This is a genomic window from Campylobacter sp. 2018MI13, assembly GCF_018501135.1.
In the GTDB taxonomy this organism is placed as follows: domain Bacteria; phylum Campylobacterota; class Campylobacteria; order Campylobacterales; family Campylobacteraceae; genus Campylobacter_E.
Window position 1 is genome coordinate 1 of sequence record NZ_JAHCZC010000051.1, and the last position, 13,585, is coordinate 13,585.

Consider the following 13,585-nt stretch of genomic DNA (forward strand, 5'->3'; position numbering starts at 1 on the left):
GTGGAACGTTTTCAAACAAAGAATTTCAAATTGGTGCATATTCTAATGAGACAGTTAAGGCTAGTATTGGGGCAACTACAAGTGATAAGATTGGGTTAACTAGGTTTGAGACTGGGCATAATGTGAGGGCTGGGGATCTTGCAGGAATTGGTGCTGACGGAAACGTAACAGTTACTTTTAAGAACGTAGATGGTATTAATGACGTAACTTTAGAGCCGGTTAAAATGGCTGAAACAAACGCTGCTGGTCGTCCTGTAATCAAAGCAAATCAAGGCTTAGGTGCACTTGCTGAAGCTATTAATAAAGTTTCAGACAAAACCGGTGTAAAGGCTAGTGTAACTACTGAAACAGTATTTGCTCAAACAATTAAAGCTGGAACTACCACTAAGGATTTCCAAATAAACGGAGTTCAAATAGGCTCTATTGAAGTTAAAGACAAAGACGGAAACGGAGCTTTAAGAGCTGCTATTAACTCAGTTAAGGATCAAACAGGGGTTGAAGCTTCTGTGGATAGTAAAGGTAGACTTGTACTACATAATAGAGATGGTAGGGGTATTAATATTACTGATGGTGCGTTTATAGATCCTACAAAAACAAAAGCAGATTTTGTTACAGACGAAGCTAATAAAATTAATATTCCAGCAGGAACTGCTTCTACAACTCAATTAAAAGGAGCTAATGCTGCAGCTGCTATCACAGCTAATGCTGCGTTAGATTTAACCGCTAATCTTGTTGGAACAGGTACTAATGCAAATGATGCTGCACACAATACAGGTGATGATATATTAAAAGCATTAAAAGAAACTAATCAAAAAGATTTAATTAGCAAAACATCTGAACAAGCAGCCCTTACCGCAATCTCTAATGCAATGGATGCAGATGGTAATCTAACAAATACTGCACTTAATTTAGCACGTACTATAACTGGCGGTACTTTTCCTACAATTGATACCGCACTAACAAATGCTATAGGAGCAGCAACAAATGTAGATGATTTAAAAACAGCATTAACCAATATTAAAAATGAATTAACAAAACAACAAGGTGCATTAGACGCTACAAAGCTTAGTGGAAAATTTGGTGATGGTCAAGGTACTGCAACACAAGACAATATTGATGAAGCACAAAAAGCTATAGGTTTATTTGATGCTATAGCTCAAGTAGACGGTATGTTAAGTGCTGTTAAAAAAGCAACTGATATTGTAAAAAGAGATGGTATGAGTAATATTGTAGGACTATCTGAAAATAACTCTGTTAACTTTGGAAGATTAAGTCTTGTATCAAATAATGGTAAAGATATTCAAGTAGAAGCTAAGAATACGGCAGGAGTTGATGTTACTGCAGCTATAGGTTATGATAAAGATGTTAGCGAAAAGACAGTTTCACTAAGAGAAACAAACTCAACAATAGATAAAGACTTAGCAGATGCAATGGGCTTTAATAGTGAAGAATGGATGAATACAGGAAAAACAATTGATGGAATCGAAACAGAAGTAGACCATACCAACGGCTACGCAGCAGGTGTTATGACACTAAAAGGCGCACAAGCTATGATGAATATTGCTGAATCAGCTCAAAAAGCTCTTGAAGCAATTCGTTCAGACCTTGGTTCTGTCCAAAACCAACTTGTTTCAACTGTTAATAATATTTCAGTTACTCAAGTAAATGTTAAATCAGCTGAAAGTAATATTAGAGATGTTGACTTTGCATCTGAGAGTGCTACATTTAGTAAACACCAAATCCTAGCTCAATCAGGTGTTTATGCAATGAGCCAAGCTAACGCTGTTCAACAAAACGTAATGAGATTATTACAATAGTTTTAAAGGTGCAAAGCACCTTTAAAAACGCAATAAAGATTATTGCGTTAATAATAGGAGTTTTTAAGGTGCTTGTCGCCTTAAAAACTACTAAATTATTACAATAATAATTGAAGTTTTTAAGATAGCATTAGCTATCTTAAAAAATGACTAAGGTTATTGCAATAATCCTAAGGGGAGCACTCGCTCCCTTTTTTAAATTTAAAAATCAATTTCCCAATTTAAATTCTTTAAAACTTTATAATTTAAACATATTTAGTATAAGATAACGATTATAAAAGGAGCTAAGATGAAAGAATTTAATTTTGATAACGCTGTGAAAAATCCATATATAGATAAAAATTTAAAAACACAAGAATACCAAGAAGAAAGACGATTAGTCAGTCAAACTATGGCAAAAATGGAAAAAGAGTTAGACAAACCAGAGATTTTATCAGTATTTAAAAGATTAAAAGACAAATGAGATATATCAAATTAGAAGAAGCCATAATTATTCACGAAAAAATCATTGAAAAAACAGGCGGATTGAGTGGTTTTAATAATACTCAATTAGGCTACCTAGAAAGTGCATTAGAGCATATAAAAAACGATAATTATTATCCAACTTTAGCCGATAAAATTACTCATTTAATGTTTTCGTGTATAAAATTTCATCCTTTTACTGATGGTAATAAAAGAACTTCAATATTTTTAGCTATGCATTTTTTGGATTTAGATGATAAATATAATGAGAAATTTGCTATAGTTATGGAAGATATAGTCGTGCAAGTAGCCGATGGAAGCATTTTAAAAGATGAGCTAAGAGAAATATTGATAAATTTTATAAATAAATATAATCAATAATAAAATTAGACTAAGAGATTTAGATTAAGGCATTTTTCTTAACGCTTAATAATACTAACGATTGCAAAAGTAACAAATATGAATGTAACAATTACAACAAATAATAATCCGTATTTTTAAAAGCGTTAAAATAGATTTTAAAAAACTAAGTAAAGAAGATAAAAATCTAACGCTTGATATTATTAAACGCCTTGCAAATGATGAAGTCTAAGAGCTGATTTATAAAAACTACGCATTGTAATGGATTTAAAAGATTGCAGAGATTGTCATATCAAAAATGATTTAGTGCTAGTGTATAAAAATAAAAATATATTAATTCCAACTTGCATTAGCACTATAAATCATAGCAAAATAAATAATTTAACATAAATTAGATTTTAGCGATATATTTTTATTGTAATTATTTTAAGGTGCTATTCTTAGCACCTTTTTTATAAAAACTAAGCAAAATCAAAAAACTATCATAAAAAATATTTATGATTGTTTTAAATTCCGTCCTTACAACCAGCGTTTTTTCTTAAAAAATATAATAGGTATTATTGTAGAGATTATCATTAGGCTCAAGGTTATAAAATACCCATATTGGAATTTTAATTCAGGCATATTCTCAAAGTTCATTCCATAAATTGTCCCTATTAAAGTAGGCGGCATCATAGCAACGGTAACAACGGTAAAAAGCTTTATGATTTTGTTTTGTTCTATGTCAATTTTGCTAGTTAAAATCGTCTGTATATTATCCAAAATCCCAAGTTGCGAAAGGCTAAAATCTATTAAAGAATTTAAATCTTTTAAAATTATGTCTAAATTCTCTTTAATATGAACGCCTATTTTATCGCTTTTAATAAGTGATGATAAGGTCTTTTTCTTCTCAAACAACGAATACCTAATCTGCATATTTAAATCTTGAAGATTTGAAATCTTAGCAAGGTAAAAATCATAATCAAGAGCATTTTTTTGCTCTAAAATCTCGGTTTTTAGCAATCTTGAAACTTTATCAATCCACTCTAGCACATCTCCATCTTTATCCACTCTCATATCAAAAATCTCGCTTAATATCTCATAGCCACTTTTATAATGAGTTGGATTTGCGAGAATTATGTTTTCTACAGAAGCAAAGGTCGGAATTTCTCTAGCACGGATTGTAAATAATACTTTTTTATTTAGTAAAAATGTAATCGTATCTTTTGTAGTGGTTGTTTGATTTAGAGCGTCTTTATTTAAAAACACATTATTAATAGTAATAGTATCTTGCTCTTCCCAATATCTCGCACTTTCTTCTATGTTGTATTTTTCATCATCGTTTGGAATTTTAATATTAAAATTATTTTCTATATAAGCAATCTCATCTAGGTTAAAATTAAACAAATCTACCCATAAAGTATTTTCAGGTATTTCTTCATTGATATTAATAGTGCGTTTTAATACATTTAAATTGTCTTTATAATAAACAAAAAGCATAAAAATCCTTTATAAATTTTAATTATTATAATGAAAATTTTGAAATTTTAAATAGGATTTAAGGCTAAGCTTAAATCCTAAGAATTATTGTTTTAATTGTAAAAGTGTGTTAAGCATTTGATCACTTGTAGTAATTGTCTTAGAGTTTGCTTGATAACCCCTTTGAATTACGATTAAGTTTGTTAAAGATGTGCTTAAATCAACGTTAGACATTTCAAGGCTACTTGCTTGGATTTTACCACGACCACCTGTTGTAGCAGCTCCGATTACTGGCTCACCTGAGTTTGATGTTTGAGTGAAAACATTGCCGCCTTCAGCTTCTAAACCTTCGTTATTTGTAAATGTTGCCATCGCAATTTGTGCTAGACCAAAGCTTCTACCATTTGTAAAGCTTCCGATGATTGTTCCGCTTTCATCAATTCTAATTCCGTTTAAGTCCCCACCACTAAAGCCATCTTGAGAAATACCACTTGTATTACTCTCTCTATCATAACTTGTAATTCCATCAAAATCATTTGGATTACCGAAATAAAAATCTATGTTTTGATTAGGGGTTGAGCCGTTGTTTGCTGTAAAGCTTACTGAACTTGGGCTAAATCCTTGTAATGAACCATCGCTATTAAATCTAATTGTTCCTGTTAGGACATTTTTTGGACCTTCGCCACTAATGTTGATTTCACAAGGCTCTGGAACTTGAATTACTATTCCCCACTCTGTGCCACCATCATCTGTGTAGCCGATTTTTGTAAAGTCATATTTGATTGAGTGTTTTGTCCCAAGTGAGTCAAATATATCAATACTTGAACTATGTGCGCTCATATAAAGTCCTTGAGTTTGACGAATTCCATCTCCACTTGTAAGTGCTCCTTGCATACCTTGCATTGTTTTCATAAACTTATCGTTTTCATTAACATTATTTGCCGGATTTGTTAGATTGCTAATGCTTAAGAACATATTGAAGTCGTCTTCTGTTTGATTAGCATTTGCAGGAGTTGTTAAAGCTGGATTTAATTGTATAAATTGTGCTTGTTGTGTAGCATCTAATTGATCCCAGTTTTGAAAACCATTTAAATTACCCATATTTGCACCATTTGCAGGAGCTCCATTAAATAATACTCTAGCTCTATTATTAATTGCTTCTGTGCTCATATCAGTAATATCTCCATCATCAGCATTAAATGCGTCTCCTTTAGGATTTTTGATAACGAATTGTCCTTTAGCATCTACTATGATTTCAACTCCATCATTTTTAGTCCCATTTGCACCCCAATTAGCATCAGTTACTTGTCTTCCATCGTAATTTACATAAAGTCTTGCATCTTTTTGCATAGCTTCTCTTAAATCTTCTGTGGTATTAAAGCTTCTTTCGGTATTTGCATTTAATGCGTGTGCTGTATTAGTTGGGTTTGGATCATAAGTATATTGATAAGCTGTAATTACTTCTATACTAGCACCATTACCGTTACCATGATGCTCTATAGCAGTTCTTAAAATACCAGTATTATCTACATTTGCTCCATTTCCAGCTCTTACAACGATATTTTTCATAGCTGCTGTTGTGCCTTGCTTATTATCATTTACTAATATTAGCTGATTTCCATTTACTATATCAGCTCTTACACCTGTTTTACCACTTACTCCATTAATAGCAGTTGCTATATCAGCTACAGTTGAAACACTAGCAGCTATTTGAGTTCCGTTAATTTCTATATTTAAATTAGCAGCTACATTAAATGTTCCGTTATTATCGATAGTAGGTGCATTATTTCCAGCATTTCCCAATGTTAATTGACCAGTTCTAGCTTCTGCATAACTAACCCAAATTCCTTGACCTTTTCTAAGCCCAAGACTTTCTCCACTAGCATTGAATAATACTCCCATATCAACGCCACGCTCATTTAAGCGTAATTCACCATTTTTGTTTGTAATAAAGCTATTTTGTGAAACATCGTTTTCTTTATGCACACCCGCATCAACTTTAATACCATCGCCGTTTATATTAGTCCATTCGTGGTTGCTATCTAGCTGATAGATTGGAGTTTTTTTATCGCCTATGCTATTACCTGAATTTAGGTTTGCTTTTAAGCTAACTAATGTTGTAGGATTTGCAGGGGTTGTAAGACCTGGTTTTATTACTATATTTCTAATTGGAGAAGTAGTATCAACTTCGCCTGTAACTTCATCTCTTAACCAACCTTGCGCTATATAACCATTATTATCAACGAAGTTACCATAAGCATCACGAACGAAGTCCCCGTTTCTTGTATATTTATAAGTTTTACCACCATCAGGGCTTACTACGAAAAATCCATCGCCTTGGATAGCTAAGTCTGTGTTTTTCTTTGTTGTTTGGATACTTCCTTGAGCAAAAATCTTAGTAATTGAGTTAATTTGAGTTCCAAGTCCAACTTGCATAGGGTTTTTACCACCTAGCTCTCCTTGTGGAGCTGTTGCAACTTTGCTTGTTTGATTCATCAAGTCGCTAAAATTTGCACGAGAGTGCTTAAAGCCTGTTGTATTAACGTTTGCTATGTTATTACCTTCTACGTCCATTGCTATTTGGTGTGCCTGAAGACCTGATACTCCAGACCAAAGTGATCTCATCATTTTTATATCCTTGTAATTAAATTCTCTAAGCAAGTTTTAGCAAAAGGTGTTCCAATTTTATTTTTTTATATTAAAATGTTTTTTTTAATACCGAAAATAAGGGGATTTTGTGGATAGTATAAAAAATAATTTTAGATTAGATTTAATAAAGTGTTTATCAAATACAAGATTACAAAGTTATAAAGACTTAGACGAGCATTTTAAAAATCTTAAATTAATTGCAAAATTATCCCCAAAAATAGGCATTTTGGAAATAACTTTAAGAAATTATTTAAATGATATTTTGGCAAAAAAGTTTAATAATGATGATTGGCTTTTAGATTACGAAAATGAAAGTATAAAAGAACAAATAAATAAATTATATAAAAGCAAAAAAAGAACACCTACAAAAGATGAATTATTAAGTAATCTTACGCTAGGAACGATAATTAAGATTATTGAAGATGAAAAAATTGAGAAGTATATATTTTCAGATTTAGACTTAAAAAGATTTGATAAGAATAATAAAAACTACATAATAATAAACGGGCAAAAGACTAATATATTTTTAGATAATAAAAATAAAGCATTATTAAAACTATTTTTAAGTCTTAGAAATCGTGCAAGTCATTTTGAGAATTTATTAAAAATGAGAAATAACAAATATTCTAATATTAGTTATAAATTATATGAAAATTGCTATATCAGTATAAATCCAAGAAATTTAGAAAGATTTTTAGATGATTTGATAAGTGATTTTAATGAAGATTTGATAAGCAGAGTAAAACTCTGCTTTTAAGAGTGTCAAGACCACTCACGAAATACATTTCATAATATCAAAAAAAAATTAATCATAAAAGCTTTATCAATGTTTGTTAAAATCAGCTTTTATTAAAAGGAGAAAAATGAAATTTTTAAATATTCAAAAACTAAGCACTGAAAAGCTAGAAAATATGGGTTTTACTTGGCATACAAATGAAGATAAAAAATCATATGTAGATGATAAATTAATAATAATTAGCGAAGATGAAGCAAATAATTATTATAACGCTTGTAATGAGCTATATGATATGTTTATAAACGCAGGTTCTTATGTAATTGATAATAATCTTTTAGATAAACTTGGCATTCCTTTTAATTTACACGAAGTTGTGAAATTATCTTGGGAAAATGAAGTTCATTGGCATTTATATGGGCGTTTTGATTTAGCTGGTGGGCTTGATAATTTACCTATTAAATTGCTTGAGTTTAATGCAAATACTCCAACGGCACTTTTTGAAACGGCGATTTTACAATTTGAGCAATTAAGACTAAATAACTTAGATGAAAGCAATCAATTTAATCACACTTACGAAGCAATCGTTGATAATTTTAAACGCTTATCAACTTTAGATGAAGATGTAAGTAATTTTGATGAAGTATATGAAGGCTGGAAAATACTTTTTACAAGTGTAAAAAATACTGAAGAAGAGCTAACTACAAGATTGCTTATGCAAATGGCAAAAGACGCTGGATATGAATGCGAATTTGCTTATGTTGAAGATGTTGAATTTAGCGAAGATGGAGTGTTTTTAGCTGATGAGAATTATGAGTTTTGCTTTATGCTAATTCCTTGGGAAATAATAGCTATTGAAGAAAGCGAATTAGCACATTTACTAACAAAAATAATCAAAAATCAAAAAGCAATTATCCTAAATCCTGCTTATACATTATTATTTCAAAGCAAGGCTATTTTAGAGATTTTATGGCAGCTTTATCCAAATCATAAATATTTATTAAAAACTAGCTTTTTACCACTTGAAAATGCTAAACAAGTTAAAAAGCCGTTTTTTGGTCGTGAAGGTGCAAATGTTACGATTTTGGACAAAAATGGCGAAATAATTACAAAAAATAATGGAGATTATGAAAATAACGGATTTATTTATCAAGAATTTGCAGAACTTAACGAATATAATGGCGAGTTCTATCAAGCTGGGGTATTTTTTGCCTACGAAGCGTGCGGACTTGGATTTAGAAAAGGTGGAACTATTATAGATAATTACGCACAATTCGTAGGACACATTATTAAATAAAGGAAAAATATGCAAGAAATTCTAAGTCTTACTTCATTTGTAGTTGATTTTGATATTAAAAAGAATTTAAAACAAGAATTACAAAATTATAAAAATATTTTAGTTATTGCCGGAGTTACGGCATTTGCGAAATTTAAAGATAAATTAGAATACGCAATTAGTGGCAATTATCATCTAACGCATACTAAAGAATGCTCGTTTAATGATATTAATAAAATTATAAATGAATGCAAAGGCTTAGAATTTGATTTAGTCTTAGCAATTGGTGGTGGTAAGGTTTTAGATACTTCAAAATACATAGCAAATGCTTTTAATCTAAAAATAATTACTATACCAACAATCGCTGCAACTTGTGCTGCTGTATCTGCTCTATCTGTTATTTATGAAGATGAAAAGTTTAAAGAATTAGCGCTTTTTAAAGAACCGCCTTTTAAATGTTTTATAGATTTAGAAACTATTAAAAACGCTCCTAAAAGGTATTTAATAGCAGGTATTGGCGATACGATGGCGAAATTTTACGAATTTGATTTGCAATTAAAATATGCAAAAGCTAATAATATAGGCGTAAATTACTCAAATTCTTTTGGCAAAATTTGTAGTAATTTGTGCGTAGATTTAAACTATGAATATGCAAAATCTTTAAATGATGATTTGAGTTTTAAAAATGTCGTAATGTCAATAATAGTAAATACTGGCTATGTTTCACGCTCAATTAATATTGAATATAATGGAGCTTTTGCTCACGCAACTTGCTATGCGATAAGTTATATTAAAGAAATAGAAAAAAACTTCTTACACGGAGAATTAGTAGCATTTGGTATTTTAGTCCAATTACTAATTGAGAAAAAATATGATGAATATGAAAAATTGCTTAAGTTTTACAAAGAAATCAATTTACCTACTAAAATAAGTGATTTTATAAAAGAAGATGAGTTTTTAAAACATATTGACAAAATAGCTAGTTTAGTCCTTGCATCTAGCGATGTTATTAATCTAATTAATCGTGGTTTTATAACAAATCTTGATGAGATAAAAAATGCTTTAATTTATAAAAAGGAGAGAGAATGAAAATTGTATTTTTAGACGCAAACACCTTAGGTGGAGAAAACATTGACGCATTTAAAGAATTTGGCGAAGTTGTATTATATGAAAAATCATCGCCTAATGAAGTAGTAAAAAGATTAGAAAAATGCGAAGTAGCAGTGATTAATAAAATCAAAATGAGCCGTGAAGTTATGCAAGCTTGCCCTGATTTAAAACTAATTTTAATTAGTGCAACGGGTATGAATACGGTTGATTTGCTTGCGGCAAAAGAATTTAATATCGTAGTTAAAAATGTAGCAGGTTATAGCACAAAAAGTGTGGCTCAACATACTTATGCTCTACTTTTATCATTAATGAACGAAACTCTTTATTATAATGACTACACAAAAAAAGGCAATTGGGCTAAGAGCGAATTATTTTGCGATTATTCAAGAAGAATTTACACAATAGAAGGCAAAACTTGGGGAATTATAGGACTTGGAGCTATTGGAAAAGAAGTTGCAAAAATAGCACAAATGTTTGGTGCTAATGTGATTTATACAAGTCTTAGTGGTAATAATAACAATGCTGATTTTAAAAAAGTTAGCTTAGAAGAATTGCTAAAAAATAGCGATATTATAAGCATTCACGCTCCACTTAACGACAAATCATATAAATTAATCAGCGAAAAAGAACTAACAATGATGAAAGATAATGCGTATTTGCTAAATCTTGGGCGTGGCGGGATAATTGATGAAGTAGCACTCGCAAAAGCAATTGATAGTAAAAATATCCGCGTTGGGCTTGATGTTGTAGAAGTTGAGCCAATGAGTGCTGATAATCCTTTATTAAACATAAGCAAAAAGCAAAATCTAATAATCACCCCACACATAGCTTGGACTGCTTGTGAGTGTGTTACAAGGCTAGTGGCAATGATGGTGAATAATTTAAGAGATTTTTTAAATGGTAAATAAGATTTACTTAGGGCTAATTTTAGCCCTATTCTTTAGCTCTTGTGCTAAGCAAATTCCAACTACAACTATAAATCTAACTATTAAAAGCGATATTATTAAGTTTAAAGGACAAGGTTTTTTAAAGGATAATAAAGGTGATTTAAGTCTTGATTTATATGCACTTGGAAAATACATAAATACTTTTAAAATCAATGAAAAAATATGTTTTAACAACGAATGCTATACCAAAAAAAGCTTTAATGAAAAATTCTTTGGCAAATGGTATTATGATGATTTGTTAAAAGATATAATTTTATGTAAAAATATATTTTCTAAGAAAAATTACTCAAAAACTCAAAATGGTTTTACTCAAATCATTGATGATTTAACTTATGTTGTTGATGATTTAAAATGTGAGTTTTCTTCAAAAAATATTATCATTAAAATTAATAAATAATAAATTTTATTATTCTATAATAATTTTTTCCTAATAATCTAATAAAATTTACAAAAAAATATTATATTTAGATGGAATTTATAATAAGGAGAAATTATGAAAAAAGTATTATTTTCATCGGTTTGTGCAGTGGCACTACTAGGAACAAATGTATATGCAGTAGAAAATAGTTTAAGTAATAGTTTAGATACTTTTTTAAGTCAAAAAACAGAGTTAGAAAGCAAGATTAAAGAGCAAAATACTCTAATAACTCAAAAACAAGAAAGCGTAAATAATGCTGATACAAATTATAAAGAAAAAGATAAAGCATTTAAAGAAACTGCAAAGGCTATAGATACAGCAACATTAACAGCAGTAGATAAAGAGGGTTTGAAAAATCAAGCTGAAAGAGAACATACTAATTTAGTAAATCAAGGTAATTCTTTAAATACTCAAAAAGATAATTTAAATCAAGAATTACAAGGAATAAGTGATTTGATAACTAAGCAAAATACAGCTATTTCAGATTTAACAAGTCAAATTGCTACTTCTCAAACTAATTTAACTGCCAAAGAAAAAGCTTATAATGATTTAAATAAGCAATTAAGCACATTAGTAGAGCAACACAAAGAATTATTAAATAAAAAATATGAAGCAGAGAATAAACTAGCTGAGGCTAGAGAAAATTTACAAAAAGATCCAAATAATGAAGCATTAAAAACAAATGTAAAAAATGCTATAAAAACTCAAGAAGAAGCTAATTTAGCCGTAAAACTAAGTGATGATACCATGGCTCCATTGGGACAACAAAAAGGACAAGCGTTATTTGAGTTTAATGAAGCTTCAAATAATCATAATAGCTTGGTATTTAAAAAAAGAGAAGAAGAAAAAAGTCTTGAAAATTATAAAAATAGCTTAACTTTAAAACAACAAGAAATCCAAGCTCAAGAACAAAAAATAACAGATAATAAAACTTTACAAGCTCAAGCCCAAACCAAAGTTGAAGAAGCAATGAAAGTATATACAGAAGCTCAAACTAAAGTTGAAGAAGCTAAAAAGACCAATGCTAACGCTAAAACAGCTTTAGATAAAGCAAGTGAAGACCTTGAAAAAGCTAAAACAGAGTTAACTACAGCTAATACAACTTTACTAGAACTAGAAGAGCAATTAAAAGAAATTCAAGCAAATATTACAAACAATACAGAAGAAGGCAAAAAAGCTAAAGAAGAGTTAATGTCAAGTGGTATTTATACGGCTAATACTCAAACTCACGCTAACGCATTAATCAGTTTAGCAGCTTCACACAATGGAGATTTAAGCAATGCAGCTCCTGAAGTAAAAGCACAAGCACAAACCTTAGCAAATCAAATAGCTACAACAATTTTAGATGAGAAAAAAGACGATATAACAGCAGAAGCTCTAAGCACTTTAAATGTTCAAATCAATAATATGAATAAGCGTTTAGGTGAAGTGCGTGGTTTAAATGCGGATATTGGGACTTGGTTTAGAATTTATGGTGGTCGTTTTAGCAATGGTAACAATAATTTCAATTACTATTCAACCCAAATTGGTGCAGATAAAAAAACTAGCTTAAATAATGCTGATATTCTTGCTGGTGTGCTATTTGGCTATGATAAAATCAATGCAGGTGTAAGAGCAAAAGACACTAGTGTAGGAGCGTATTTAAGCTATATTCACAATGATGGATATTTTGCTGATTTGGTATTAAAATATATAAGAAGTAGTTATGATAGTAAATTTGTTGATGTTAAATCTCAAAATTCATTCTTAGTTAGTGCAGAGGGTGGATATAGATTTAATGTAAATAATAATTTTTATCTTGAACCAAGCCTTGAGATAATCACTGGATATATCGGCAAATATGAATCAAGCTTAAAAATCTTTAATAAGTTTAAAATAAATGTAGATGCTCACTCTCCATTAATATTTAAACCACAAATATTTGCAGGTTATAGCGTAAATGATTTTACATTTAGAGCTGGTGTTGGGGCAGTAATTGATACTCAAACTAAAGAAGCAGACCTTTTAATAGGCGATATTATAAAAGGAGTAAATGCTAAGGTAAAAAGCAAATTAGGAGCTAGCGATAGAGGATTTGTAAGCGTTGGCACAGCATATACATTTAGCGATAATTTAAGATTGAATTTAAGTGTTGAAAGAAGCTTTGGCACAAAACTTACAAATGATTATGAAATAAACTCAACTATTAGATATACATTTTAAAATAAAGGGCTTTAAGCCCTTTTTTATCAAACCCCCACTAGCTAAGCGCTCATGCAAACGCATCTATGAACAATAGATCAATTGACAGTTCTTTAAATAAGTTAAACTCAGGTTTTAGAATTAACTCTGCTGCTGATGATGCTTCAGGTATGG

The 13,585-nt window shown here is 30.2% G+C and carries 12 protein-coding genes and 1 pseudogene; 11 read left to right on the plus strand and 2 right to left on the minus strand.

The features are described 5' to 3' along the window. The 4 genes from KJQ99_RS10620 to KJQ99_RS06325 form a co-directional block, all read left to right on the plus strand. Positions 1 to 1,817, plus strand: a 1,817-nt coding sequence (locus KJQ99_RS10620) for a flagellin (RefSeq protein WP_250325677.1), incomplete at its 5' end; no start/stop codon positions are given. 289 nt (positions 1,818 to 2,106) lie between these two features. Next, complete coding sequence (locus KJQ99_RS06315) at positions 2,107 to 2,280, plus strand: hypothetical protein (RefSeq protein WP_214120408.1); 174 nt, start codon at positions 2,107 to 2,109, stop codon at positions 2,278 to 2,280. Next, positions 2,277 to 2,660, plus strand: a complete 384-nt coding sequence (locus KJQ99_RS06320; RefSeq protein WP_214120398.1) for a type II toxin-antitoxin system death-on-curing family toxin — start codon at positions 2,277 to 2,279, stop codon at positions 2,658 to 2,660. The genes KJQ99_RS06315 and KJQ99_RS06320 overlap by 4 nt, the downstream gene beginning before the upstream one ends. A 240-nt stretch (positions 2,661 to 2,900) precedes the next feature. Next, on the plus strand, positions 2,901 to 3,029 hold the full coding sequence (locus tag KJQ99_RS06325) for a type II toxin-antitoxin system YafQ family toxin (RefSeq protein WP_214150303.1): 129 nt from the start codon (positions 2,901 to 2,903) through the stop codon (positions 3,027 to 3,029). 129 nt (positions 3,030 to 3,158) lie between these two features. Here the strand turns inward: KJQ99_RS06325 and corA are convergent, their stop codons facing one another. Both corA and flgE read right to left on the minus strand, forming a co-directional pair. Beyond that, complete coding sequence (gene corA / locus KJQ99_RS06330; RefSeq protein ID WP_214118896.1) at positions 3,159 to 4,118, minus strand: magnesium/cobalt transporter CorA; 960 nt, start codon at positions 4,116 to 4,118, stop codon at positions 3,159 to 3,161. A gap of 84 nt (positions 4,119 to 4,202) precedes the next feature. Further along, the gene (gene flgE / locus KJQ99_RS06335) at positions 4,203 to 6,725 is read right to left on the minus strand and encodes a flagellar hook protein FlgE (RefSeq protein ID WP_214150304.1); all 2,523 of its coding nucleotides are present in this window, start codon (positions 6,723 to 6,725) and stop codon (positions 4,203 to 4,205) included. A 109-nt stretch (positions 6,726 to 6,834) separates the two neighbouring features. Here flgE and KJQ99_RS06340 point away from each other — a divergent pair, with 109 nt between their 5' ends. The 7 genes and pseudogenes from KJQ99_RS06340 to KJQ99_RS06370 form a co-directional block, all read left to right on the plus strand. After that, positions 6,835 to 7,503, plus strand: a complete 669-nt coding sequence (locus KJQ99_RS06340) for a hypothetical protein (RefSeq protein WP_214150305.1) — start codon at positions 6,835 to 6,837, stop codon at positions 7,501 to 7,503. A gap of 106 nt (positions 7,504 to 7,609) precedes the next feature. Next, positions 7,610 to 8,776 (plus strand): glutathionylspermidine synthase family protein, encoded by a 1,167-nt coding sequence (locus KJQ99_RS06345; RefSeq protein WP_214120402.1) that lies wholly within the window; start codon positions 7,610 to 7,612, stop codon positions 8,774 to 8,776. Positions 8,777 to 8,785: 9 nt separating this feature from the next. Continuing rightward, positions 8,786 to 9,844, plus strand: a complete 1,059-nt coding sequence (locus tag KJQ99_RS06350) for an iron-containing alcohol dehydrogenase (protein ID WP_214150306.1) — start codon at positions 8,786 to 8,788, stop codon at positions 9,842 to 9,844. Next, positions 9,841 to 10,773 carry a D-2-hydroxyacid dehydrogenase gene (locus KJQ99_RS06355; RefSeq protein ID WP_214150307.1) on the plus strand — a complete coding sequence of 311 codons (933 nt, stop codon included), beginning with the start codon at positions 9,841 to 9,843 and terminating at the stop codon, positions 10,771 to 10,773. Before KJQ99_RS06350 ends, KJQ99_RS06355 begins: the two co-directional genes overlap by 4 nt. After that, positions 10,763 to 11,209, plus strand: coding sequence for a hypothetical protein (locus tag KJQ99_RS06360; RefSeq protein ID WP_214120405.1), 447 nt, complete (start codon positions 10,763 to 10,765; stop codon positions 11,207 to 11,209). Before KJQ99_RS06355 ends, KJQ99_RS06360 begins: the two co-directional genes overlap by 11 nt. A gap of 96 nt (positions 11,210 to 11,305) precedes the next feature. Beyond that, a complete protein-coding gene (locus KJQ99_RS06365; RefSeq protein ID WP_214150308.1) occupies positions 11,306 to 13,432 on the plus strand; it encodes an autotransporter outer membrane beta-barrel domain-containing protein in 2,127 nt (708 codons plus the stop codon). 53 nt (positions 13,433 to 13,485) lie between these two features. Beyond that, a pseudogene (locus KJQ99_RS06370) lies at positions 13,486 to 13,585 on the plus strand (flagellin N-terminal helical domain-containing protein); the annotation flags it as partial.

Excerpts from the sequence above, each read along its gene's own strand:
- KJQ99_RS06315 (WP_214120408.1), top strand. The coding sequence starts at position 2,107 with ATGAAAGAATTTAATTTTGATAACGCTGTGAAAAATCCATATATAGAT.
- KJQ99_RS06320 (WP_214120398.1), top strand. The coding sequence starts at position 2,277 with ATGAGATATATCAAATTAGAAGAAGCCATAATTATTCACGAAAAAATC.
- KJQ99_RS06325 (WP_214150303.1), top strand. The coding sequence starts at position 2,901 with ATGGATTTAAAAGATTGCAGAGATTGTCATATCAAAAATGATTTAGTG.
- corA (WP_214118896.1), bottom strand. The coding sequence starts at position 4,118 with ATGCTTTTTGTTTATTATAAAGACAATTTAAATGTATTAAAACGCACT.
- flgE (WP_214150304.1), bottom strand. The coding sequence starts at position 6,725 with ATGATGAGATCACTTTGGTCTGGAGTATCAGGTCTTCAGGCACACCAA.
- KJQ99_RS06345 (WP_214120402.1), top strand. The coding sequence starts at position 7,610 with ATGAAATTTTTAAATATTCAAAAACTAAGCACTGAAAAGCTAGAAAAT.
- KJQ99_RS06350 (WP_214150306.1), top strand. The coding sequence starts at position 8,786 with ATGCAAGAAATTCTAAGTCTTACTTCATTTGTAGTTGATTTTGATATT.
- KJQ99_RS06355 (WP_214150307.1), top strand. The coding sequence starts at position 9,841 with ATGAAAATTGTATTTTTAGACGCAAACACCTTAGGTGGAGAAAACATT.
- KJQ99_RS06360 (WP_214120405.1), top strand. The coding sequence starts at position 10,763 with ATGGTAAATAAGATTTACTTAGGGCTAATTTTAGCCCTATTCTTTAGC.
- KJQ99_RS06365 (WP_214150308.1), top strand. The coding sequence starts at position 11,306 with ATGAAAAAAGTATTATTTTCATCGGTTTGTGCAGTGGCACTACTAGGA.